The 24,881-nt window shown below is 62.4% G+C and carries 19 protein-coding genes; 9 read left to right on the top strand and 10 right to left on the bottom strand.

Translation table 11 applies throughout. The features are described 5' to 3' along the window. Positions 1–167: 167 nt before the first annotated feature. The 3 genes from asnB to AB5Y50_RS03880 all read right to left on the bottom strand — a co-directional run bounded on the left by asnB (position 168) and on the right by AB5Y50_RS03880 (position 3,297). The gene (asnB, locus tag AB5Y50_RS03890; protein ID WP_368162409.1) at positions 168–1,832 is read right to left on the bottom strand and encodes an asparagine synthase B; all 1,665 of its coding nucleotides are present in this window, start codon (positions 1,830–1,832) and stop codon (positions 168–170) included. Between the two features lie 205 nt (positions 1,833–2,037). Next, positions 2,038–2,406, bottom strand: coding sequence for a cupin domain-containing protein (locus AB5Y50_RS03885; protein ID WP_010675116.1), 369 nt, complete (start codon positions 2,404–2,406; stop codon positions 2,038–2,040). A gap of 141 nt (positions 2,407–2,547) precedes the next feature. Continuing rightward, positions 2,548–3,297, bottom strand: coding sequence for an HAD-IIA family hydrolase (locus AB5Y50_RS03880; protein ID WP_010675115.1), 750 nt, complete (start codon positions 3,295–3,297; stop codon positions 2,548–2,550). Positions 3,298–3,498: 201 nt separating this feature from the next. Here AB5Y50_RS03880 and AB5Y50_RS03875 point away from each other — a divergent pair, with 201 nt between their 5' ends. Next, positions 3,499–4,518 carry an adenosine deaminase gene (locus AB5Y50_RS03875; RefSeq protein ID WP_010675114.1) on the top strand — a complete coding sequence of 340 codons (1,020 nt, stop codon included), beginning with the start codon at positions 3,499–3,501 and terminating at the stop codon, positions 4,516–4,518. Between the two features lie 74 nt (positions 4,519–4,592). On the opposite strand, the gene AB5Y50_RS03870 is transcribed toward AB5Y50_RS03875, so the two are convergent. The 5 genes from AB5Y50_RS03870 to AB5Y50_RS03850 all read right to left on the bottom strand — a co-directional run bounded on the left by AB5Y50_RS03870 (position 4,593) and on the right by AB5Y50_RS03850 (position 11,002). Next, positions 4,593–5,579: a zinc-binding dehydrogenase gene (locus tag AB5Y50_RS03870; protein ID WP_010675113.1), complete on the bottom strand. Its 987-nt coding sequence runs from the start codon at positions 5,577–5,579 to the stop codon at positions 4,593–4,595. 144 nt (positions 5,580–5,723) lie between these two features. Continuing rightward, positions 5,724–6,833, bottom strand: a complete 1,110-nt coding sequence (locus tag AB5Y50_RS03865) for an alkene reductase (protein WP_010675112.1) — start codon at positions 6,831–6,833, stop codon at positions 5,724–5,726. A gap of 176 nt (positions 6,834–7,009) precedes the next feature. Next, positions 7,010–8,551, bottom strand: a complete 1,542-nt coding sequence (locus AB5Y50_RS03860) for a TerC family protein (RefSeq protein ID WP_010675110.1) — start codon at positions 8,549–8,551, stop codon at positions 7,010–7,012. 639 nt (positions 8,552–9,190) lie between these two features. Beyond that, positions 9,191–9,718, bottom strand: a complete 528-nt coding sequence (locus AB5Y50_RS03855) for a hypothetical protein (protein WP_041201638.1) — start codon at positions 9,716–9,718, stop codon at positions 9,191–9,193. A 357-nt stretch (positions 9,719–10,075) separates the two neighbouring features. After that, positions 10,076–11,002, bottom strand: a complete 927-nt coding sequence (locus AB5Y50_RS03850) for a cation diffusion facilitator family transporter (RefSeq protein ID WP_010675108.1) — start codon at positions 11,000–11,002, stop codon at positions 10,076–10,078. A 169-nt stretch (positions 11,003–11,171) separates the two neighbouring features. Between AB5Y50_RS03850 and AB5Y50_RS03845 the strand changes: the two genes are divergently transcribed. The 8 genes from AB5Y50_RS03845 (at position 11,172) to AB5Y50_RS03810 (ending at position 22,526) form a co-directional block, all read left to right on the top strand. Further along, the gene (locus AB5Y50_RS03845; RefSeq protein ID WP_010675107.1) at positions 11,172–14,228 is read left to right on the top strand and encodes an FAD-binding and (Fe-S)-binding domain-containing protein; all 3,057 of its coding nucleotides are present in this window, start codon (positions 11,172–11,174) and stop codon (positions 14,226–14,228) included. Then, positions 14,228–14,716, top strand: coding sequence for a hypothetical protein (locus AB5Y50_RS03840; protein ID WP_010675106.1), 489 nt, complete (start codon positions 14,228–14,230; stop codon positions 14,714–14,716). The genes AB5Y50_RS03845 and AB5Y50_RS03840 overlap by 1 nt, the downstream gene beginning before the upstream one ends. A 126-nt stretch (positions 14,717–14,842) precedes the next feature. Further along, on the top strand, positions 14,843–15,304 hold the full coding sequence (locus tag AB5Y50_RS03835; RefSeq protein ID WP_010675105.1) for a hotdog fold thioesterase: 462 nt from the start codon (positions 14,843–14,845) through the stop codon (positions 15,302–15,304). Positions 15,305–15,484: 180 nt separating this feature from the next. Then, positions 15,485–17,383, top strand: coding sequence for a DEAD/DEAH box helicase (locus tag AB5Y50_RS03830; RefSeq protein WP_029314717.1), 1,899 nt, complete (start codon positions 15,485–15,487; stop codon positions 17,381–17,383). 330 nt (positions 17,384–17,713) lie between these two features. Then, a complete protein-coding gene (locus AB5Y50_RS03825) occupies positions 17,714–18,196 on the top strand; it encodes a molybdopterin-binding oxidoreductase (RefSeq protein WP_010675103.1) in 483 nt (160 codons plus the stop codon). 1 nt (position 18,197) lies between these two features. Then, complete coding sequence (locus AB5Y50_RS03820) at positions 18,198–20,114, top strand: bifunctional diguanylate cyclase/phosphodiesterase (RefSeq protein ID WP_010675102.1); 1,917 nt, start codon at positions 18,198–18,200, stop codon at positions 20,112–20,114. 208 nt (positions 20,115–20,322) lie between these two features. Further along, positions 20,323–21,228, top strand: coding sequence for a LysR family transcriptional regulator (locus AB5Y50_RS03815; RefSeq protein ID WP_223930463.1), 906 nt, complete (start codon positions 20,323–20,325; stop codon positions 21,226–21,228). Between the two features lie 104 nt (positions 21,229–21,332). Beyond that, positions 21,333–22,526 (top strand): MFS transporter, encoded by a 1,194-nt coding sequence (locus AB5Y50_RS03810; RefSeq protein ID WP_171865226.1) that lies wholly within the window; start codon positions 21,333–21,335, stop codon positions 22,524–22,526. A 63-nt stretch (positions 22,527–22,589) separates the two neighbouring features. Here AB5Y50_RS03810 and AB5Y50_RS03805 read toward each other — a convergent pair whose 3' ends face one another. Together AB5Y50_RS03805 and rnt are read right to left on the bottom strand one after the other, a co-directional pair. After that, entirely contained in the window at positions 22,590–23,912 is a 1,323-nt protein-coding gene (locus AB5Y50_RS03805; protein ID WP_039038758.1) for a Na+/H+ antiporter family protein, read from the bottom strand. A 226-nt stretch (positions 23,913–24,138) separates the two neighbouring features. Further along, on the bottom strand, positions 24,139–24,801 hold the full coding sequence (gene rnt, locus AB5Y50_RS03800) for a ribonuclease T (protein WP_010675098.1): 663 nt from the start codon (positions 24,799–24,801) through the stop codon (positions 24,139–24,141). Positions 24,802–24,881: the final 80 nt, after the last annotated feature.

The following is a 24,881-nucleotide window of genomic DNA, read 5'->3' as shown; positions in this document are numbered from 1 at the left end:
GGTCTCTTCCTTGTGTCGTTATCTTTGCTTCCAGGCGCAGACAATGTGACACGAGGCGTTTCCTGCGCCAAGCCGCAAACAGGGAAGGGGAAGGCAAAAAGCGGCAATGGAATGGCAGAAAACAACAAAGCCCCTCGAGAGGGGCTTTGTATTCAGGTCAGGGGCGATCAGTAACCCTGCTGGTGGACGTCCATCACGGCGCGACCGGAGGGATCGGCCATCTCCTTGAACTTGGCATCCCATTCGAGCGCGGTCGGGGTGGAGCAGGCGACCGACTTGCCGTAGGGCACGGTGCGGGCGGCGGACTCCAGCGGGAAGTGCTCGTCGAAGATGGCGCGGTAGTAGTACGCCTCCTTGGTGAGCGGGGTGTTGACGGGGAAGCGGAAGGCGGCCGCCTCGAACATCTGATCCGTCACCTCTTCCTCGACCATGGTTTTCAGGCTGTCAATCCAGGAGTAGCCTACGCCGTCGGAGAACTGCTCCTTCTGGCGCCACGCCACTTCGTGGGGGAGCAGATCCTCGAAGGCTTCCCGCAGGATGTGCTTCTCGATCTTGCCCTTGCCGCACATCTTGTCGGCGGGATTGAGGCGCATCGCCACGTCCATGAACTCCTTGTCGAGGAAGGGCACGCGGCCTTCCACGCCCCAGGCGGCCATGGACTTGTTGGCCCGCAGGCAGTCATAGAGGTGCAGGGAGGCGAGCTTGCGCACGTTCTCTTCGTGGAACTCGCGGGCGTTGGGGGCCTTGTGGAAGTAGAGGTAGCCGCCGAACAGCTCGTCGGAGCCTTCGCCGGAGAGCACCATCTTGATCCCCATCGCCTTGATGTAGCGGGCCATCAGATACATGGGCGTGGAGGCGCGGATGGTGGTGACGTCATAGGTCTCGAGGTGATAGATGACGTCCCGCAGGGCATCCAGCCCTTCCTGCACGGTGAAGTGGATCTGGTGGTGGATGGTGCCGAGGTGATCGGCCACCTTGCGGGCGGCAGCGAGATCCGGCGACCCTTCCAGGCCGACGGCGAAGGAGTGCAGCTGGGGCCACCAGGCTTCGCTCTTGCCATCGTCTTCCACCCGGCGGGCGGCATAGAGCTTGGTGATGGCGGAGATGACGGACGAATCCAGACCACCGGAGAGCAGCACGCCGTAGGGCACGTCGCACATCAGCTGGCGCTTGACCGCCGCTTCCAGGGCCGCTTTGAGCTCGGCCTTGTCGCTGACGTTGTGCTCGACCGGCGCGTACTCCATCCAGTCCCGTTTATACCACTGTTTAAGCTCGCCATCCTTGCTCCACAGGTAGTGTCCCGGCGGGAAGGTCTCGACGCTCTTGCAGACCGGCACCAGGGCCTTCATCTCGGAGGCGACATAGAAGTTGCCGTGTTCGTCGCGGCCGGTATAGAGGGGGATGATCCCCATGTGGTCGCGACCAATCAGGTAGGCATCCTGCTCGGCGTCATAGAGGATGAAGGCGAAGATGCCGTTCAGATCGTCCAGGAACGCCGGGCCCTTCTCCTTGTAGAGGGCCAGCAGCACTTCACAGTCGGAGTGGGTCTGGAACTGGAAGTCGACCTTGAGGTTCTTCTCCAGCTCCTTGTGGTTGTAGATCTCGCCGTTGACGGCCAATACGTGCGTGCGCTCGGGATTGTAGAGAGGCTGTGCGCCGTTGCCCGGATCGACGATGGCCAGGCGCTCGTGCACCAGGATGGCCTTGTCGGAGCTGTAGACGCCGGACCAGTCAGGCCCGCGGTGACGCAGTCGCTTGGACATCTCCAGGGCCGATTTGCGCAGGGCAGTGGCGTCGGTCTTGATGTCCAGAATGCCGAAAATAGAACACATTGGCGGTAATCCTCTTGATTTTTATATGAGCCCCCCACGTTTGGGCTCGAAATTCCATTTACATTCCTCGCCAATCACAATGCCTAGCGGAAAACCCTTTTGCAAGCGGGAAAACCGCAGAAAATCATGCCGTAAGCGTCAAGTTGCGCAGGGGATGGCGGCCGTCCGGCCGCCTGAAGAGAGAGGGTCAGGGTTGACGTGCGCGTCAACTCGCGTCGGGTTCGAAGATCACATAGAGCTTGCGACAAGGGGTGAGGGTCTCCCACTGCCCGACAAAACCGGCGGGAATGACGAACTGAACCCCCGGTTTGAGGTGCAGCCGGCCGCCCTGCTCGTCGTGGATCACCGCCTCCCCTTCCAGCATCTGGCAGTATTCGTGTTCGGTATAGTGAACGGCCCAGCAGCCCGGCTCGCAAGCCCAGAAGCCCACGTGAAACTGCTGGCTCGGGTCGGAGTAGTGGTTCCATGCCGTCTGGCTCGGCGTCCCGGCCCTGATGCGCTCGGGGGCCGGCATCAGCGGGGTGGGGGAGACAGTGTGTTTGTCCAGCAGGATCCAGTCGTTCAGGCTCTTCATGGTGCGTCCTTGAGTGGCGAAGGAGCATCCTGCTCCCGTTTAGTTTGTTTAACGATTTTGCGCTTACGTTAAACGAAACGGGCCCCCTTTGCCAAGGGGGCCCGTGCAGGCTGAAGGCTACCGGAAGGGCGGCACCCGGGATCAGACGATGTCGATGTCCACCACGGAGTCAAAGATGTGGTTCGGTCGAAACGGCATGCGGTCGATGTCCGCCACCTTGCTCACCCCGGAGAGCACCAGCACCGTCTCGAGACCGGCCTGGAAGCCTGCCAGGATGTCGGTGCGCAGGTTGTCGCCGATGATGATGGTGTCGTCGGAGTGGGCCTCCATCCGGTTGAGGGCCGCGCGAATGATCCAGGCGCTCGGCTTGCCGACATAGAAGGGCTTCTTGCCGGTCATCCGCTCGATGGGGGCGCACAGGGCGCCGCAGGCCGGGTACATCAGGGGGCCGTGGGTGTCGGGGTTGGTGGCGATGAAGCGGGCCCCCTGATCCACGAACTTGGCGCCCTGCTGCATCATGGTCCAGTTGTAGTTGCGGGTCTCCCCCACCACCACGAAGTCCGGGTCGATATCGGTGATGGTGAAGCCGGCCTTGTAGAGCTCGTGGGTCAGGGCCCCTTCGCCAATCACATAGGCCTTCTTACCATCCTGGCGCTTGAGAAAGTCGGCGGTGCCCATGGCGGAGGTGTAGAAGCACTCCTCGGGCACCTCTATTCCGGCGGAGCGGAAGCGGTTTTGCAGATCTTTCTGGGTCTGGGCCGGGTAGTTGGTGAGGAACAGGAGCTTGCTGCCCTGCTCCAGCAGGCGGTGGACGAAGCGGTCGGCGCCGGGAATGAGATCGTTGTTGTGCAGGATGACGCCGTCAATGTCACAGATGACGTTTTTCTTCATGAAATCTCCTTGTAGGGCGCAAGAGCGGGGACAGGGCATCCCTCTGTTTGTCTCTTCAATCGGTTATGGTTTTTGTGCCGCCATTATAAGGCCCTTTGATGACAAGTCTCCCTCGGTGGGCCAGATGGGTGCACAATGAAGGCGAAGGGAGGGCGCCGCCCCGGTGGTGCCCGCACGGAGTCTGACGATGGAGCCGTCATCATGGAGCACTTTATTGCCGACTTGCCCAAGCTGGAACTGCACCTGCATATCGAGGGGACCCTCGAACCCGAGCTGATGTTCGCCCTCGGTCAGCGCAACGGGGTGGCGCTGCCCTGGCCCGATGTCGACAGCCTGCGCGCCGCCTATGAGTTCGACGGCCTGCAATCCTTCCTCGATCTCTACTACCTCGGCGCCAGCGTGCTCATCCACGAACAGGATTTCTTCGACCTCACCTGGGCCTATCTCGAGCGCTGCGTTGCCGATCACGTGGTGCACGTGGAGATCTTCTTCGACCCCCAGACCCACACCGCCCGCGGCGTGCCCTTTGCCACCGTGTTGGGGGGCATCGAGCGGGCGTTGCAGGCTGGGGAAGCAGCCTTTGGCATCAGCTGGCGGCTCATCATGAGCTTCCTGCGCCACCTGAGTGAAGAGGCGGCATTCGCCACCCTGGCAGAGGCCACGCCGCACCTGGCGCGCCTGCACGGGGTCGGCCTCGATTCGGGGGAGCAGGGCAACCCGCCCAGCAAGTTCGCCCGGGTCTTCGCTCGCTGCCGCGAGCTGGGGCTGCCGGTGGTGGCCCACGCGGGGGAGGAGGGGCCGGCTGACTACATCTGGCAGGCGATCCGGGAGCTCGGAGTGCAACGCATCGATCACGGGGTGCGCTGCGTCGAGGATCCCGCGCTGCTGAGCTATCTTGCCGACACCCGGCTGCCCCTCACCGTCTGCCCCCTCTCCAACGTGCGGCTCAGGGTGTTTGACCAGATGGCCCAGCACAATGTGCTGAGGCTGCTGGAGCAGGGGCTCTGCGTCACCGTGAACTCCGACGATCCCGCCTATTTCGGGGGATACCTGGGGGCCAACTTCCAGGCCCTGGCCGACGGGCTTGGCGCCAGCCAGGAGCAGCTGTGCCGCCTCAGTCTCAATGCCGTGGAGGCGAGCTGGCTGAGCCTCGCGGACAAGGTGCGTCTGACCCGGGACATTCGCCTCCATGCCGCCCTGCACGGGGTGAGCCTGCACTGAGCAGGCCGCCTTGCACACCTTGAATGGAGGAGGCCCGCCATGGCGGGCCTCTTTGTGCCATCGTTGGGCGGGTATCAATCCACTCTCACCAGATACTTTTCCCCTTGTCCCTCCTGCTTGACGCGAGTGAGAAGGGAGGGCAGGGCGTCGAAGTCGCCCACCACCAGCGGCGGCAGGGTCAGCTCGCCGCTCGCCATCTGCGCCATCATGGCGACACCGGCCGCCACCAGACGGCTCCACTGTTTGTCCGAGCCAAAGGCGTGCTGGGCGCCGAGGGCAATCTCGTGCAATGAGTGGCAATGGCTAAAGGCGGGCAGCGGGTTGCGCGCGATGCGCCCGAGCACAGTCACCATGTGGCCGTAATAGCCAAGGGCAGGCAGCAAGGCTTCTGCCTGCTGGCTGGAGACCAGATCGATGATCCCCTCGAAGGGTTCACCGCCGTTGGCGGCCTGCAACTGGGCCAGCCAGTCGGGATCCCGATAGTCCGCCACCCCCTGCACGCCTAGCTGTTTGAGCCACTGGTGATGGCGCGGGCTGGCGCTGGCAAAGACGCGGGCCCCCTTCTGGAGGGCAAGTTGCACCGCGAAGCGGCCGACACTGCTGCCAGCCCCAGTGATGAGCAGGGCCTCCCCGTGCAGGTGAGGCAGCTTGGCCAGTGCCTGCCAGGCGGTGAGGCCGGGGCAGGGGAGCGCGGCGGCCGCCTCGTCGCTCAGGGCATCGGGCACCGGCATCAGGGCGCGAGCCGGCACCAGGGTGTGGCGGGCAAAGCTGCCGCCGTGGCGCAGGTCGGTGTGATAGGCGACCCGGGTGCCGGGGCGCAGGTGGGTGACATTGGCCCCCAGTGCCACCAGGGTGCCCATGCCATCGACGCCAGGCACATGGCCTGGCTGCCAGTGGGGATGACCCTGTTCGATGAGTTTCCAGTCCACCGGATTGAAGGCGATGATCCGGTTGGCTATGAGGACCTCGTCGGGCCCGGGGGTGGGGAGCGCTTGCCGGGTGAGGGTGAGCTGGTCCGGTTCGCCGGGGGCGTGCCAGCACCAGGCCTGGGTATGGGTCATGGTGACTCCTTGGATGAGAGGGGTGGGTGCCTTGATTGACTCACATGGCGTAACAATGCCTTGAACTGCTGTTGCACTGGCAAGACAACAAGGCGAGCCCCCTGTTGGAGGGCCCGCCCGGGAAGAGGTTCGGCGCCAGCCGCCTTATGCCCGCTCTGCCCCATAGACGGGGTAGTCCGTCAGCCCTTTCTCGCCGCCGCCAAACAGGGTGGCGGGATCATGGGGGGCGAACGGATGGCCGTGGCGCAGGCGGTTCGGCAAGTCGGGGTTGGCCACGAAGGGGCGACCGAAGCCAATCATGTCGGCCCAGCCCGCCTCGATGGCGGCGCGGGCGCGCTCCCCATCGTATTTGCCGGCGTAGATGAGGGTGTTGGGGAAGGCGTCGCGCAGCCCCTGCTTGAAGCTCTCCGCCATCAGGGGGGCGTCGTCCCAGTCCGCTTCGGCGACGTGCAGATAGACCACGCCGAGCTGGCCCAGCAAGCGCGCGGCGGCCAGATAGGTCTCCTGGGGGTTGGCATCCACGGTGCCGTTGAGGGTGGTGAGTGGCGCAAGGCGTACCCCGACCCGGTCGGGACCGATCTCGTCACAGACCGCCTCGGTCACCTCTTTCAGGAAGCGCAGCCGGTTTTCGAGCGAACCGCCATAGCCGTCGGTGCGGGTATTGGACTCGGAGTCGAGGAACTGGTTGATGAGGTAGCCGTTGGCGGCGTGCAACTCGATGCCGTCAAAGCCCGCCTCCATGGCGTTGCGGGCAGCCTGGCGAAACTGCCCCACCACGGCGTCGATGTCGGCCTGGGTCATGGCGCGCGGGGTGACGGTCTCCACAAACCCCGGGGCATCGCTGCCGTTGTCGACGAATACCTTCACTCCCTTGGCCTGGATGGCGGAGGAGGAGAGGGGCTGGGCGCCGCCGATGTTGTCAGGATGGGTGACCCGGCCCACGTGCCAGAGCTGGGCGAACATGATGCCCCCCTCGGCGTGGACGGCATTGGTTACCTGCTTCCAGCCTGCCACCTGCTCGGCGCTGTGGATGCCCGGCGTCCAGGCGTAGCCCTTGCCCAGGGGATCTATCTGGGTGCCTTCGCTGATGATGAGGCCGGCCCCGGCACGCTGGGCGTAGTAGGTCGCCATCATGGCGTTGGCCACGTCCCCGGGCTGGCTGGCGCGGGAGCGGGTCATGGGGGGCATGACGATGCGGTTGGCAAGGTGCAGCTGGCCGAGGCGAAGGGGGCAGAACAGGGGATCGTGGTGCATGATGGATTCCTCAATCTTTGGGAGTGAGGTGACTCTAGAGGGGATTGTTATTGTGAAAAAGAGGGGGTATTGCAGAAGAGAATTGCCGTTATCGCAGCAATGGCCCGGGAGGGGCCTGGTTCGCGCCAGAAAAAAGAGGGCCAAGGGCCCTCTCTTGCTGTGATTGCCGCCGATGATCAAGGGGAGAGTGGGGTAACCCGTACTCGCTCGATGCGCCGCTCGCTCACGGCCATGACCTCGAAGCGGAACTGGCCGAGGTGCAACTGCTGACCGACGTCTGGCAGGCTGCCGAAGTGGGAGAGCAACATGCCCGCCAGGGTCACGTACTCGTCGCTCTCGCTCACCAGACCGTCGCAGTTCAGGGCCTGCTCCACCTGATGGATGTTGGTGGTGCCGTGGATGAGCCAGTGCTCGCCCTCGCGCACCACATCGGGGGTCTCGTCCTCGTCCGGCAGTTCGCCGACGATGGCCTCCAGCAGATCGTGGTTGGTGACCAGTCCCTGGATGACGCCAAACTCGTCCGCCACTAGGATGAGGCTGCCCCTGGCCTGGCGCAGCTCCGCCAGCAGCCGGATCACGTTGATGGTCTGGGGCACGATGACGGGCTCGTTCTGTCTGGCAAGTGCTGCCAGGGACTGCCCCTCGTTGAGGGCAAACAGCAGATCCCGTGCCTTGACCACCCCGATGATCTCGTCCAGCTTCCCGTCACAGACCGGGAACAGGCTGTGGGGGGCCCGTTGCAGCAGGGCGCGGATCTCGTCCTCGCTGTCGCTCACGTCGATCCACTCCATCTCGGAGCGCGGGGTCATGATGGTGCGAATGGAACGCTCGGCCAGCGACAGCACGCCGCTCACCATGTAACGCTCCTCTTCACCGAAACCGGGGGGCAGGGGCTGAGCCTGCACCTCTTCTTCGTCCTCCTGCGGGTGGGCTGAGCGCTTGTTCCCCCCCATCAGCTTGAAGATGGCGGCGGTGGTGCGCTCGCGCAGGGGCTGGCGAGCCTCATGGAGCAGGGCACTGCGCTGGGCGAGCTGGTTGAAGAACTCGATGAGCACCGAGAAGCCGATGGCCGCGTAGAGGTAGCCCTTCGGAATGTGGAAGCCGAAGCCCTCCGCCACCAGGCTGAAGCCGATCATCAAGAGGAAGCTCAGGCAGAGCACCACCACAGTGGGGTGGGCGTTGACGAAGCGGGTCAGGGGCTTGGAGGCGAGCACCATCACTACCATGGCGATGGTCACGGCCGCCATCATGACGCCGAGGTGATCCACCATGCCGACGGCGGTGATGATGGAGTCCAGGGAGAAGACCGCATCCAGCACCAGGATCTGGGCGATCACCACCCCGAACCCGGCATAGACGCCGGTGCCGCCTTGCTCCTCGGGCTTGGCCTCGAGTCGCTCATGCAGCTCGGAGGTGGCCTTGAACAGCAGGAAGAGGCCGCCTCCCATCAGGATGAGATCCCGACCGGAGAAGGGGTGATCCCAGATGTGCAGCAGAGGAGCCGTGAGGGTGACCAGCCATGACATGATGGTGAGCAGTCCCAGGCGCATCAGCAGGGCCAGGGAGAGACCGATGATGCGCGCCTTGTCCCGCTGGGCGGGGGGCAGTTTTTTCACCAGGATGGCGATGAAGACCAGGTTGTCTATCCCGAGAACGATTTCCAGGATGATCAGGGTAAGCAGACCGACCCAGATTGACGGGTCCAGCAAGAATTCCATGTGATTGACCTCAATGAAGACAGATGCAGTGAATCGTGGTCACGGCGTGGCCGTGGTGACGGAGACGATCGCTTCAGAGGCGTTGGTTGAGCAGGTACAGATAGGCTTTGATGGGAAAAGACGAAGGGCTACTTCGGGGATTGTCCATGATGGGCAATAAAACCTCGGGTCAAAAGTGAGCCCTGATGATAACGACTCGCCGCCATTTGGCAAGGGGGCTGTCAGGGGGGACGCGACGAAGGGATTGCCGACGGGGGAGGCAAGGGAAAGGGGCATTGATGCGCAGCCAAGTTTGACTGGAGATAAAAGAGCGACACATTGACACGATCACAAATATAGGTGCTGAACAAGGAAAATAAACGATCTGATACCAACAACCGGATTCATCAGGCTCATATATATCCATTATTTTTGTAATAATTTGTTTCAGGGGGAAATATTGCGGCTGTGTCATGGGAGAAAGAAGGAATAGAGGGGGTTATGGTGTTTGATATGGAGTTATTATTCTAAATTTAACTTGTTCGCCACCAACTAATTCACATTAATCATATATTCAGCGTATAAAAAGCAAGGAGGCCCAGGCCTCCTCGTTTGCGCTCACACGGGTTGTTTCAGGGGACGTTAACCCTGGTCGTCAGGTCAATTGCCGGTATAGGCCGCGCCCTGAACATGCCCCTTCTTGTCGCTTAGACAGGACCAGGGGGCATCGGCACCCGGCACCTTGATGGTCACGCCCACCCCTGCCTCGGAGTCCATCACATCGGTCACCTGCAACTTGCTCTGGGCCACCTTGGTCTTGGCGGAGACCGCTTGCAGGCAGGCTTTCTCGGCGAGGCTGCCCTTGTGGGCAGGGGCTGAGGCAGTGGCTGCAGCAGGGGCCGCAGAGGAGCCTGGCTGGCAGGTACCCGAGCCTTTCTTGCTGGTGTAGGAGACATCGTACTGGCCCCCGGTGTTGCTGATGGAGAGGGTGACGCCGGCGCCCTTGGCCTCGTAGAACTCCTCGCTGTACTTCTTGAGTTTGGCCTCCTTGCCATTGATATAGACGGGGCCACCTTCATCGCTGTGCATCTGGATTTGACCCGGGCACTCATAATTCAACTGGGGAATGGCGGCGCTCGCCGCACCCGCCATGGCCAGGGTTATGGCAGCGATCAGTACTTTCTTCATGGACATTACCTCAACTGTTTAATGATACGAGATTTATTATTTTATTTTTCCGGTTAACAACAATTCCATTGCCAGGCAGGAAATAGCCTTCATCCCTGATCGGAATAAATAGCGGCGGTACTTTATTTTAGCAACGAATTTTTATTATTTTTCCCTGGGATGAAAGTGAATATTGATCCGGAAGGGGTGGTAAACGTTTTCTCCTGACGGGTTGAACGGGACAGGGGGAAGGCGCGAGGAGTGAGGGGGTAAGCAGGATGGGGCCTCGACAGAGGAGGGAACTTGGCGGCGGTTGCGCCGGGAGTCATGACGCGGGGCGACTGGGCCCCGCGTTGCAGCGCAATGACGAGCGCCGGATCAGAGCCAGCGTTTCTCGCGGGTGAAGCAGACCGACAGCCAGGCGTCTCCCAGGGTGTCGCCGAGGCGGGACCAGAGCTCCTGGCGCAGGGCATCCTGGCGCTCGACGGGCCACTCCTGGCCGGGGGCCACCAGGATGTTGAGCTCGAGATCGAAGCGGCGGCCGCTTTTCGCCAGGTGGCTGTAGCATTCGATGCCATGGCGCTGGCGCAGGGCCTCGATCTCGTGTTCGACTCGCTGCTTGACCTCTCCCTTGGGGGCGATCTTCAGCACCTCCCGCAGGTTGCGACCGAGCACCTTGATGGGAATGAGGGTGGCGCACAGGGCCAGCAGGGAGACCAGCATGGGGTCTATGTAGCGGTTGTAGTGGCCGTAACCCAGGGTATCGAGCCCGATGGCGACCAGAAAGCCGATGAGCAGGGTGGCGCTGAGCAGGGTATCCACCAGCCACTCCTTGGAGTCCACCCGCACCAGCTCGGAGTTGACCCGCTCGGCCACGTCGGCCTCGATGAGATAGAGGATGCTGCAGAAGAAGGTGGAGACGACGGCATAGATGAGGGCGTGGCCGAGATCGATCTCCCGTCCGCCCGCCAGCAGGGAGGTGATGCCGCCATAGAGGGCACCGAGGCAGAGCAGCAGAATGATGGCGCCGTTGATGACGTTGGCGATGGGTTCGAAATGGGCGTAGCCGTATTGGAAACGGGCGTCGGAGGGGCGGGTAACCAGGTAGGCGGTGATGAGCCCAAGGCCCGTCATGCCCATGCTGAACAGGGTGAAGATGCCGTCCAGCATGATGGCGTTGGAACCGACGAACAGACCATAGCCGATCCCGAAAATGGCAAAGGTGATGCAACCAAACAGCGACAGGGTCAGCGCCTGTTTTTCGGTGCGAATAAGCGTACTGATAACATGGCTGTAGTGAGCCATAAAAGTCCTCCTTTCAAATGGTGAAGATTGCGCGCGCAAGCGGTTTTCTAGCTGATATACTGCCCGCTCACATGTGAGCGGACTGGTTCGGACACCCGCAAAGAGGCAGGCCCGAACGGTCGTTGTCGCCGGAATGCCGGCATCAAGCAAAGGATGGGAACAAGGATTCATGATCCCGAGACTCGATTACCAGGACAGTTTGTCACCTACAACCCTGCAGTTTCTTGAGTTGCTGGCGCGATCAGCATTTCGTGGTGATATCGAAAAGTCTTATGCAAGCCGGTTGGCGATGGCGACGGATAACAGCGTCTATCAGGTCGTACCTCAGGCGGTTCTCTATCCGCGCAGCGCGGATGACATAGCGGTGATGCTCAAGCTGGCCCAGGGGCCCGAGTACGCAACCTTGAGTTTCTTCCCTCGCGGCGGCGGTACCGGCACCAATGGCCAATCCTTGGGCGGCGGCATTATCGTCGATCTCTCGCGCCATATGAACCAGATCATGGAAATTAATCTGGAAGAGGGCTGGGTGCGGGCCCAGGCCGGGGTGGTCAAAGACCAGCTCAACGCCTATTTGAAGCCCCACGGCTACTTCTTCTCGCCGGATCTCTCCACCTCCAACCGGGCCACCCTGGGAGGCATGGTCAACACCGATGCCTCGGGGCAGGGGTCGCTGGTGTACGGCAAGACCTCGGATCATGTGCTCGGCCTCAAGGCCGTGCTGGAAAACGGCGATCTCATGGCGACCGAGCCGGTGACCGGTCAGCGTCTGGCGGACAAGCTGGCCCTCGAGAACCGGGAGGGGGAGATCTATCGCACCCTCTATCGCATCGGCCGCGAGCGGCGCGCCGACATCGAGGCCACCTTCCCCAAGCTCAACCGCTTTCTGACCGGTTACGATCTCAAGCACCTCTATCAGCCCGATACCGACACTCTGGATGTGAGCCGGGTGCTGTGCGGCTCGGAAGGCTCCTTGGGTTTTATCACCGAAGCCAGGCTCAACATCACCCCCATCCCGCGCTACCGCACGCTCGTCAACGTCAAGTACGACAGCTTCCCCTCCGCGCTCAGAAACGCCCCCTTTATGGTACAGGCCCACGCCCTGTCGGTGGAGACGGTGGACTCCCGGGTGCTGGGACTGGCTCGCGCCGACATCATCTGGCACTCGGTGAAGGATCTCATCCAGGATGTGCCCGGCAAGGATCTGCAGGGGCTCAACATCGTCGAGTTTGCCGACACCGACGAGGATGCGCACAAGGCCAAGGTGGCGGAGCTGTGCCGGCGCATCGACGGCCTGCTGGCGCGTGGTGAAGCCGGGGTCATTGGCTATCAGGTGTGCGACCACCTGCCGAGCATCGAGACCATCTATGGCATGCGCAAGAAGTCGGTGGGGCTGCTCGGCAACGCCGAGGGGCGCAAGAAGCCGGTGGCCTTCACCGAAGACACCGCCGTGCCGCCGGAATCCCTGGCGGACTTCATCATGGAGTTTCGCGCCCTGCTGGACGCTCACGGCCTTGACTACGGCATGTTCGGCCACGTCGATGCCGGGGTGCTGCACGTGCGCCCGGCGCTGGACTTGTGCGATCCCGAGCAGGAGGTGCTGCTGCGGCGCATCTCCGATCAGGTGGTGGCGCTCACCGCCAAATACGGCGGCCTGATGTGGGGGGAGCACGGCAAGGGCTTTCGCTCCGAATACAGCCCCGCCTTCTTCGGCGAGCTGTGGGAAGAGCTGCAACGGGTCAAGGGGGCGTTCGACCCGGCCAACCGCATCAACCCGGGCAAGATCTGCATGCCTTATGGCAGCGGCGCTTCGCTTGTCTCGGTGGACGGGCCCAAGCGCGGCAAGTTCGACCGCCAGATCCCGATTGCCGTGCGCGAGAGCTATACACGGGCGCTGGATTGCAACGGCAACGGTCTGTGTTTCACCTTCGAGACCGACTCCCCCATGTGCCCCTCGGTCAAGATCAGCCGCGACCGCCGTCACTCCCCCAAGGGGCGGGCTGGCCTGATGCGTGAATGGCTGCGCCAGTTGTCGGAGCAGGGCTTCGATCCCCTTGCCGAAGAGGTGGCGCTGCAAAGCGGGGGTCTACGCTTCAAGCAGATCGTCGACAAGTTCCGCAATACGGTGGCCCGCGCCCGGGGCGAGTATGACTTCTCCCATGAGGTGATGGAGGCGATGGAGGGGTGCCTTGCGTGCAAGGCATGCACCAGCCAGTGCCCCATCAAGGTGGATGTGCCCACCTTCCGCGCCCGCTTCATGCAGCTCTATCACAGCCGATATCTGCGCGGCCCCAAGGATTATTTCGTGGGCACGGTAGAAAGCTATGCGCCCCTGCTGGCCAAGGCCCCCAAGCTGGTCAACTTCTTCCTCGAAAAAGAGTGGGCCCAGAAGGCGACCGAGAAGAGCATCGGCATGGTGGATGTGCCGCTGCTCTCCGTGCCGACCCTGGCCGAGGAGCTGCGGGATCACCGCGCCCGCTATTTCGATCTGCCGGGCCTCGAGGCCATGAGCCCCGAGCAGCGCCAAAAAGTGGTGCTCATCGTGCAGGATCCCTTCACCAGCTACTACGACGCCCCCGTGGTGCGTGACCTAGTGAAGCTGGCCAGCAAGCTGGGCTATCAGCCCTACCTGCTGCCGTTCAAACCCAACGGCAAGCCTCAGCACGTGAAGGGATTCCTGCGCGCCTTCGCCCGCACTGCTGCCAGCAGCGCCCAGTTCCTCAACAAGGTGGCGGCCCTCGGCATCCCCATGGTGGGGGTCGACCCCTCTCTGGTGCTCTGCTACCGGGACGAGTACGTGAAGGCGCTCGGCCCCGCCCGCGGCGATTTCCAGGTGCTGCTGCCCCAGGAGTGGCTGCTCTCCCTGCCTGCCGAGGCGCTGCCGCTGCGGGAAGAGGCTGGCACCGACCCCTGGTATCTGTTTGCCCACTGCACCGAGAAGACCGCCAAGCCCACCACCCACGGTGACTGGAGCACCCTGTTCGGCCGCTTCGGTGCGCGTTTGCAGCCGGTGTCGGTGGGTTGCTGCGGCATGGCGGGCACCTATGGTCACGACGCCAAACAGGTGGAGAACTCCAAGGGGATCTACGGTCTGAGCTGGGCCGAGCCTCTTGAACGCCTGCCCAAGGCTCGCTGCCTGGCCACCGGATATTCGTGCCGCAGCCAGGTCAAGCGGATGGAGGGGGAGAAGCTCAAGCACCCGCTGCAGGCCTTGCTGGAACTGCTCTGATGCTCCACTTTCCCAAGGGATTCCGGGTGCCAAAGGCCTTTCGGCACCCGCATTTTCTGTTGCTCCCCACCACGCCGTCCCAGGCCGTGGTGGAGTTTGTCGCCATCCTGCGCGAGCGGGATCAGCTCCATCAGCTGTTTCGCCCGAACGATGTGTGGCCCTCCGCCAATTTCAGCCTGAGTCAGCACGAGGCCGACTTGGAGTGGCAGCACGCCGAGTTTCTGGCCAAGCGCTCCTTTGCCTATGGCCTCTGGAGCCCGGACAGGGAGCCCCGCTTCTGGGGCGGGGTTTACCTCTATCCGTCTGTGCTGCCGGAGGTGCAGGTGGAGCTCTTCTTCTGGAAGGTGGCCGAGGCGCCGCTCACTGACAGCGAACTCGAAGCCGAACTGCGCACCTGGCTCGGCAAGGTATGGCGCTGGTCCGAGCCGCGCCTGCCGGGGCGGGACGGCCCCTGGGCCGAGTGGCCAGGGGTGACCTATCCCTGGTGAGGGTCAATCTCGATGCAAGATGCCCCGGCGTGGGCATCTTTTTTTTTGCGCCTTTTTCGCCGACACTGCTGGTTTGCCGCTACAGCGCAGCGATAACCCGTTGATCACGCAAGGAGTCCGCTCACCATGAGTCAAGAAAGCAGCCCCATCTGGCGCAAACCCATGAGCCTGGAGGGGCTCAACGCCAGCTCCCGCAACACCCTGATGGCCCACCTCGACATCGTCTACAGCGCCTTTGGCCCCGACTGGCTGGAGGCCACCATGCCGGTGGATCACCGTACCCATCAACCGCTCGGGATGCTGCACGGCGGCGCCTCCGTGGTGCTGGCGGAAACGCTGGGATCGCTTGCGGCCAACATGGCGGTGGGAGCGGAGAGCTACTGCGTGGGGCTGGAGGTCAATGCCAACCACCTACGGGCCAAGCGGGAAGGGGTGGTGACGGGGCGCTGCGCGCCGCTGCATCTGGGGGCGACGACTCAGGTGTGGCAGATCGAGATTCGCGATGAACGTGGTCGTTTATTGTGCACCAGCCGATTGACCATGGCGGTGCTCAAGCACAAGCGGGACAAGGACTCTGGCGAAGCGTGATCCGCAATAACGCATCATGAGTGAAAAATAAGCAAGCCATAGTCACGAGATCCCTCTATAATTGCCAACGTCTTGAGACACCTATCACATTTTTCAAGACAGCAGAACAAAGTGGCGCTATAATCGCCGCCTTTTTGCTATTCCGCGGTGTTAGCCGCCTGCCTTAATCTGGAAGAATCTATGTCTGATACCGAACAACTGCCCCTTTTTAGTGAGCTTGGACTGGCCGCGCCCGTATTGAAAGCGCTGCAGGACGTGGGCTATGAGCGCCCGTCTCCCATCCAGGCCGCAGCAATTCCCCACCTGATGGCGGGACACGATCTGCTGGGGCAGGCACAAACCGGTACAGGGAAGACCGCTGCTTTTGCCTTGCCTCTGTTGTCTCGTCTGGAAGCTGGTAACCGCAACACTCAGATCCTGGTGCTGGCCCCGACCCGCGAGCTGGCCCTGCAGGTGGCAGAGGCGTGCCAACGCTATGCCCACCACATGCCCGATTTCCACGTGCTGCCCATCTACGGCGGCGCTTCCTACGAAACCCAGACCCGCGCTCTGCGCCGTGGTGCTCAGGTTGTCGTGGGTACCCCGGGCCGCGTGATGGACCTGATCCGTCGCAAGAACCTGGACCTCTCCGGTCTGAAAGCCCTGGTGCTGGACGAAGCGGATGAAATGCTGCGCATGGGCTTCATCGACGACGTGGACTGGATCATGGATCAGTGCCCGGCCGGTCGTCAGGTTGCCCTGTTCTCTGCCACCATGCCGGAGCAGATCCGTCGTGTTGCCCAGAAGCACCTGAAGCAGCCCAAAGAGATCAAGATCGCCTCCAAGACCGCGACCGCCACCACCATTCGTCAGCGTTACTGGCAGGTGACCGGTCTGCACAAGCTGGACGCCATGACCCGTCTGCTGGAAGTGGAATCCTACGAAGCCCTGCTGGTGTTCGTGCGTACCAAGAACGCCGCCGAAGAGCTGGCAGGCAAGCTGGCTGCCCGTGGTCACGCCTGTGAAGCGCTGCACGGTGACATCCCGCAGAAGCTGCGTGAGCGTACCGTTGACAAGCTGCGTCAAGGCCAGCTGGACATTCTGATCGCCACCGACGTGGTCGCCCGCGGTCTGGACGTTGAGCGCATCACCCACGTAGTGAACTACGACATTCCCTACGACACCGAATCCTATGTTCACCGTATCGGCCGTACCGGCCGTGCCGGTCGCAAGGGTGAAGCCATCCTGTTCGTGGCGCCGCGCGAGCGTCGCATGCTGCGTGCCATCGAGCACGCTACCCGTCAGGCCATCGAACCGATGAAGATGCCGAGCACCGAGGACATCAACCAGCACCGTCTGGCCAAGTTCAAGGAGCGCATCCGCGAAACCATGATGGGTGAAGAGCTCGAGATCTACCACAACCTGGTGAACGAGCTGATCGAAGAAGATTCTGCCGATCCGCTGGAGCTGGCTGCTGCACTGGCCAAGCTGGTACAGGGCGACCAACCGCTGCTGCTGGATGACTCCATTCCGGATCCGGTGTTCAACGCTGGCAACGATCGCGGTGGCTTCGAGCGTCGTGAGTTCAACGATCGTGGCGGTCGTGACTTCGGTGACCGTGGCGATCGTCCGGCCCGTCGCATGCCGTCCCTCGAACCGCGTCCGCTGAAAGACAACCCGGACGTGGAGATGGAGCGTTACCGTGTCGACGTGGGCGCCCATCACGGCGTCAAGCCGGGCCAGATCGTGGGTGCCATCGCCAACGAAGCGAACATCGAGAGCCGCTTCATCGGCAACATCGACATCGCCGATGACTTCTCCACCGTCGATCTGCCCAAGGGCATGAGCGCCGAGGTGCTGGAAGTGATCAAGAAGGCCCGTGTCTGTCAGCGTCCGCTGCAGATCACCCGTTACACCGAAGTGCCGGCCGGCGGCAACACTGCTCCCCGTCCGCCCCGTGGTGATCGTCCGTTCCGTGGCGACCGTCCTTTCAACAAGGATCGCCGTCCCCAGGGTGACCGTCCCTTCAACAAGGATCGCCGTGAAGGCGGTTTCGACAAGGGTCGCAAATTCGGTGGCAACAAGCGCCGCGACAGCTAAACCCTGACTGCACTGATGAGAAGGCCGCTCCATGGAGCGGCCTTTTTTGTGTCTGTTTTTCAGATGCGTAGCGAAGACTGTCACCTTTCTCCGGCCGTGGCGGGCACCCGGTTTGATGAGGAGCCAGTGAAAGAAAAATGGTGCAATCCATTTGCCTGGGGGTGGCGCCTGGTGTCATTCTTTGGGAAGCGATTGGGTACTTTTGGAAGGCGCAGAGATAGTTGCTGGTTGCAAACGACTGCGACTTTGGTCTGAAGGTGCATTCTGTTGTTTGCATATGAGTCAGCAGAGTGAGATGAATAAATAAACCGTATGACAGGGAGGTGCGTGATGGGCAAGTGGCTTGGCAAGGTGTTGCTGATATCTGGATGGCTCGTGTCGGGTATGGTGTTGGCGGAGGAGCCCTTCTTCAGAATTGCGGGGGCGGGGTGCTGCAATGGCAAGGGGGAGGTGGTGCTGACCCGTACCGAGTTTGAGGCCTTGCCGCAGACGGAAGTTAAGACGGGGACGCCCTGGACCGAGGGGGAGCACCTCTATCGCGGGGTGTTGCTGCGGGACCTGGTCAGGATCTACGGTCTCAAGAGCCAGGAGGTCAAGGCCCTCGCGGTCAATGAATACTGGGCCGCACTGCCGCTGGAAGACGGGGAGAAGTACCCGGTGCTGGTGGCCGAGAAGCAGGATGGCAAGGCTCTGACCCTGCGCAACAAGGGGCCGCTCTGGGTCATTTATCCCCTCACCGACCATCCCGAACTCAACAAGGAGCTCTATCACAGCCGGATGGTGTGGCAGCTGACGGCGCTGGAGAGCAAATAAGATGCTGCGCGGCAAGTTCTTGAGCCTGATCCTGATGGTGACCACCTTTTTGGGGGTGACCCTCTGGTCGGTCTGGAACTATGACCGCGCGTTCAATGCGGTGACGCGCTACACCCAGCTCTCCGCCTGGGCACTGGCCCAGCTCGAGCTGGAGATCCACGCCTTCGAGGAGGGCTTGCAGCTCTATCGTGCCGGTGCCGCCAGCCGGGAGGAGATGAACAAGCGCTTTGACATTGCCTGGAACCGGCTCGATGTCTTCCTGCACGGGGAGGAGGCAAAGTCGGTCAGGGCCCGATTCGGTGCGGACAAGGCGGTCGGCAAGATCCTCGCTCTCTTCGAACGCTATGAGCAGGATGTGGTGCAAGGGGAGCCGAATTCCCCTGCACTCAAGATGTTCACGGCCGCGCTCGATGACGAGATGCGCGGGGTGCGGGACGTGATGGTGAAAAACTTCACCGGGCCTTCTGCCATCGCCCAGCGCGAGCTGCTCAACGAGTCGAAAACCCAGAACTTCTTCATCCTGGGATTTCTGATGTTGGCGACCATGGTGATGTTGATGGTGCTGTTTCGCGAAGTGCGTCGCCAGCATTTTCTGGCGTGGAACGACCCTCTCACCCGTCTCCCTAACCGGGCGGCGCTCATCAAGCACCTCCAGCAGTGGACCAGCCATCCCGGTCGGCGCAGCAGCATCACCGTCTGCCTCATGGATCTGGGGCATTTCAGGGAGGTCAATGACAGTCTGGGTTACGAAGTGGGGGACGCCTTGCTCAAACGGCTTGCGGCGCGGATCAAGGCCGCCTCTGGCCAGGGGATCTTCGTTGCCCGTACCGGCAGTGACGAGTTCACCCTCATCATCACCGGCACCATGCCCACCTATCTGCGCTTCCCGTTTCTGGAGCAACTGCGCAGCGAGCTGGCGGATCTGGTGTTTGCTGCCGATCCGGCGCACCGGGTGCGGGTCTTCATGGGCACCAGCCAGTACGTGAAACCGGATCATTCACCGGAAGAGATGCTGTTGTTTGCCGATATCGCCCTCGACAGCGCCAAGCGCAAACGGCTGAATCGCAATGTGCTCTTCTCCAGCAGCATGTATCAGCACTATCAGCGCAAACGCCGGCTGTCGACCGAGCTGCGGGAGCTTATCCACTGCCCGCAATGCCCGCAACTGGCCCTTTACTATCAGCCCATCGTGCGCGGCCAGAGTGTAGTGAGGCTGGGGGCGGAGGCGCTGATCCGCTGGCATCATCCGGAATATGGCTTTATTGCCCCCCTCGACATCATCTCGCTGGCAGAAGAGAACGGGTTGGGTGAGGCGCTGGGGGGCTGGATCATCCGGCGCATGCAGATCGACCTGTCCGGCTTCCCGAAGGAGGTACTAGAACCGCTCGAGATCTCCATCAACCTCTCCAACTCCATGTTCAACATGGGGTTGGCCAGGGAGATTGAAGAGAAGATGGAAGATGGACCGTTGGGGCTGCACCAGTTGATAGTGGAGCTGACCGAAACCATCGCCCTTGATGACATCGCCCTGAGCAAGCAGATCATTCACTCCCTGCGCCAGATTGGGGTGCGGGTGGCCCTCGATGACTTCGGGACCGGCTGGTCCTCGTTCTCTTACCTGCGTGAACTCTATTTCGACAAGCTCAAGATAGACAGATCCTTTATCACCGCGATCGACAGTGACACCCGGCAGGCGCTCTTCGTCGAGACCATCACCACCCTCTCTCATCAGTTGGGGGTGCGTGTCGTGGCAGAAGGGGTGGAAAACAGCGATGAGCTCAAGGCGGTGCTCACCATAGGGGTGGATGAGATCCAGGGTTATTTCTACTCGCGTCCCTTGCCGCTGCCGGAGTTCATGCAGTTCTGTCACCGCTATTTCGCCCACAGCGCCGCCATTCAGGAAGTGGCACTGGGCTAGCCTTGGGGCAATCGAGCTCCTGTAGCCTTGTCTTCGAGTCCCTCTGTTCGATTGTTCCTGGTTGATATTTCATCCCGACACCTTTCTCCCATGGCAGGACCGCCCATGACGTGGCTTTATTGTGCCTCCTGCCAGAACGAGGGTGCGAGAGGGCATGCCCGGTGCTACCTTGTGCCACGAACAGTGCCACAGGGCAGAGGAGCCATAAATGGATCGCTTGGGGGTGATGGAGGTGTTCGTGCTGGCGGTGGAGACCGGCTCGTTTTCGGCGGTGTCCCGCCGACTGGGGATGGGGCAACCCACGGTTTCCAGATTGATTGCCCAGCTTGAGGCGCACCTTGGCAGCCGCCTGTTGCTGCGTTCGACCCGGGGGCTGGCGCCCACCGAGGCCGGAGAGGCCTACTATCTGCGGGCGAGAGAGATCCTGGCCCAGGTCCACGAGGCCGATGCCATGGTGCAGCAATGCCGGGCGGGCCTGAGCGGGCGTCTGCGGGTGAGCGCTCCCGTCACCTTCGCCCGCCTGCATATCATTCCCCATCTTGCCGGTTTTCTGGCGGCTCACCCGGGACTGGATCTGGAGATCCTGCTGGATGACGGCAATGTGGATCTCATTTCGGCGGGCATCGAGGTGGCTCTGCGGATCGGCAAACAGGCCGACTCGTCGCTGGTCGCCCGCTGTCTCGCTCGAAGCGACATGCGGGTGCTGGCGACGCCGGCCTATCTGGCCGCCAAAGGAGAGCCTGAGACCCCTCAGGCCCTGCAACAGCATGACCTGGTGCTTTACAGTCCACGGCCCGGAATGGGGCAGCAGTGGCGATTTCGCCGTGGCGTCGAGGAGAGGGTGGTTTCCGGAGAAGGCAGGCTGACGGTCTCGGCGGCCGAGGGCATGCGCGCCGCCGTGCTGGCAGGACTGGGGCTCGGTATCGCCTCGGAGTGGATGTTTACCCCCGAGCTTGCCCGCGGCGAGGTGGTGGCGGTGCTGCCCGAGTGGCAACTGCCCATGCAGGAGCTCTGGACCCTGCTCCCGGCAGGTCGCCAGCCTGGTGCCAAGGCGAGCGCCTTTCTGGCATTCGTGACCGGCCTGCCCGGCGTGGGGCATACGCCAGCGGAATAACTGTTATGGTCCCCACCGCTCTACTGGTGGCGACGCTCCCCGGGTAGGCTGTGCGCATGGGGCCCGTATCCTGGCGGGAGCCCTTCTAACACGAGGAGAAGATCATGAGTACATCGCCTTCTGCCGGAGGGGCCGCAACCCCCGGCCCCTCCCTGCTCTTCGCCATGGCCCTGTCATGCGGCCTGGCAGTTGCCAACATCTACTACAACCAGCCCATGCTGGCGGTGATGGCGCAGGACTTTCCCGGGCACTCGGGCATGCCATTGATCGCCATGCTGACCCAGCTCGGCTATGCCATGGGTCTGCTTTTGCTGGTGCCGCTTGGCGATGTGGTCGAGCGCCGCTGGCTCATTCCGGGGCAGTTTGCATTGATCGCGCTGGCTTCCCTGCTGGCGGCCACGGCCACGAGTGCCACCACCTTGATGCTGGCCTCCGTCCTGCTCGGCATCGGGGCCACGGCGGCCCAGCAGATAGTTCCGGTGGCGGCGACCCTGGCAGATCCTGCCCGCCGTGGTGCCGTGGTCGGCAGCGTGATGAGCGGCCTGCTGGCCGGGATACTGCTCAGCCGCACCGTCGCCGGCCTGGTCACCGCCTATGGCAGTTGGCGCGCCATGTTCTGGCTGGCCATTCCCCTGGCCTTGTCGGGGGCCCTGCTGATGGCCAGGATGATACCGTCCGGATTGCCGCGCTCTCCCCTCGGTTATGGCCGTCTGCTTCACTCTCTGGTCGGTCTGTGGCGCGAGGAGCCAGCCCTACGCCGCGCGACCCTGACCCAGGCCTTGCTGTTTGCCTCCTTCAGCGCCTTCTGGACCGTGCTGGCGTTCTACCTGGCCGAACCTGCCTATGGGTTGGGGGCCGACATGGCGGGTCTGTTCGGCGTCATCGGGGTGGCTGGGGTGGTGGCGGCTCCTTTGGCAGGCCGGATGGCGGATCGGTTGGGGGCCAGACCAGTGGTATTGGCCGGTGCCGTGTTGGTGGTGCTTGCCTGGATCTGCTTCGAGCTGTGGCTCTCTCTGGCCGGGCTGGCGTGCGGGGTCATCTTGCTGGATCTCGGAGTGCAGAGCGCACTCATCGCCCATCAGCAGCGCATCTATGGTCTGAGACCTGAGGCCAGGGGGCGCATCAATACCCTCTTCATGACCGGCATGTTCCTGGGGGGAACCCTCGGCTCCAGCCTGGGGATGCTGGTCTGGCAACAGGGACACTGGATCGGGGTGGGAGCAGCCGGCATGGGGTTGGCCCTGGTGGCCTGTCTCTGCGCCCTGGCCAGCAGGCGGGGGCTGCAACCGGCCATCTGAGGCATGTGCAAGACAAGAAAGGCGACCTCGGGGTCGCCTTTTGTCTGTCTGCTCGGGATGGTCTCAGAGCACCATGGCGGCAATCCAGCCGAAGATCACCAGGGGGATGTTGTAGTGGATGAAGGTTGGCACCACGCTGTCCCAGATGTGGTCGTGCTGACCGTCGGCATTGAGGCCCGATGTGGGGCCGAGCGTCGAGTCGGAGGCGGGGGAACCCGCGTCCCCCAGCGCGCCCGCGGTGCCCACCAGGGCGATGGTCGCCATGGGCGAGAAGCCGAGGTGGATGCACAGGGGCACATAGATGGTGGCGATGATGGGCACGGTGGAGAAGGAGGAGCCGATCCCCATGGTGATGAGCAGGCCCACCAGCAGCATCAGGAAGGCCGCCAGTCCTTTGTGACCTGCCATCATGCTGGAGACGGACTGCACCAGACTCTCCACCCCGTGGGTCTCCTTCATGACGGCGGCGAAGCCTGCGGCCGAGATCATGATAAAGCCGATGAGGGACATCATGCGCACACCCTGGGTGAAGGCATCCTGGCTCTCGCGGAATTTGATGACGCCGCCGCAGGTGAAGATGATGAAGCCTGCGAGCGCCCCCAGCACGATGCTGTTGGTCATCAGTTGCAGACCGAGTGCCACGGCGATGGCCAGCAGGGCGACCCAGATGTGGTTGAGATTGAGCTCGACCGTCTCGGGTTCGGCGGCCAGGATCTTCTCCAGATCATACTGACGCGGCTTGCGGTAGCTGAAGAAGACGGCGATGAGCAGGCCGAGGAACATGCCGAATACCGGGATGGCCATCGCCAGGGGCAACTGGCTGAATTCCACCGGTACGCCGTTGTCGACGAGATTCTTGGCCAGGATGTTGTTCAGGAAGATGCCGCCAAAGCCCACCGGCAGCAGCATGTAGGTAGCGGTCAGGCCGAAGGTGATGACGCAGGCCACCTGACGGCGGTCGATCTGCATCTGGGCCATGACATGCAGCAGCGGCGGGATTAGGATGGGAATGAAGGCGATGTGCACCGGGATCAGGTTCTGGGAGGAGATGGAGACCGCGAGCACCGAGGTGAGCAGCAGGCTCTTGACCCAGAGAATGCGGGTGCTGCTGGCATCCTTGCCGAGCTGGTTGATGACCTTGCGGGCCAGCAGATCGGTGATGCCGGAGCGGGAGATGGCTACCGCGAACGCCCCCAGCATGGCGTAGGAGAGGGCGATTTCTGCACCGCCGCCCAGGCCGCCGGTGAAGGTGCTGAGGGTCTGCTCGAGGGAGAGTCCGCCGAGCAGGCCACCCACGATGGCACCGATGGCGAGGGAGACCACCACATTGATCCGCAGCAGGCTGAGCACCAGCATCAGCGCCACCGCGATAACAACAGGATTCATTTGATTTCCTTATGGATTGTGTTGCTGTCAGTCGTGTGAAAGCCAGCTAGTTTGCGAAAAACAGGCTAAATGTCGAGAAAAAAATCGGCAGATCCCGGCCAAGGGACGCATCTTCTGCTGGCGGTGAACGGGAACCGGGAAAATGGCCCTTATTCCTTGCCCAGACAGGTCCCCTCATGCAGACAGGCTGCCATGGGCAGCCTGTCTGGGCAGGGGCTGGGAGTGTTCAGCCCTCGTCTTCGGTGTCCGTCGTTTCATCCGGGTTGGCCAGAGGCCAGCCTCCCAGGCTCTTCCAGCGATTGACGATGTGGCAGAAGAGCTCTGTGGTGCGCTCGGTGTCGTAGAGGGCCGAGTGGGCCTCTTTGTTGTCAAAGGGGATATTGGCGCTCTGACAGGCCTTGGCCAGCACCGTCTGCCCCAGGGCAAGACCCGAGAGGGCGGCGGTGTCGAAGGTGGCGAAGGGGTGGAACGGATTGCGCTTGAGGCCGGCCCGCTCGGCGGCGGCCATCACGAAGCCGTGGTCGAAGGTGGCGTTGTGGGCCACTATGATGGCGCGACCACAATCCTGCTCCTTCATGCCCTTGCGCACCCCCTTGAAGATCTCGGTGAGTGCTTCCTTCTCGTCCACCGCGCCCCGCAGCGGGTTGAAGGGGTCGATGCCGGTGAACTCCAGCGCCGCTTTCTCCAGATTGGCGCCCTCAAAGGGCTGGACATGAAAATGGAAGATCTGGTCAGGGACGAGCCAGCCCTGCTCATCCATCTTGAGGGTGTGGGCGGCTATTTCCAGCAGGGCATCGGTCTTGGCATTGAATCCGGCGGTTTCAACATCGATGACGACGGGGTAAAAGCCGCGAAAACGGCCCTTGAGGGTGTGAACGGCGTCGGTCATGGTATCTCGGTCGGCGTGAAAGGAGGCGGCATTATGGCAAAAAAGCGTGCCCTTGTCCCTTATCTGCCGCCATGGGACGG

Source organism: Aeromonas sp. s6 (assembly GCF_040907815.1).
Classification (GTDB): Bacteria; Pseudomonadota; Gammaproteobacteria; order Enterobacterales; family Aeromonadaceae; genus Aeromonas; species Aeromonas caviae.
This window is presented reverse-complemented; position numbering and strand designations above follow the sequence as displayed.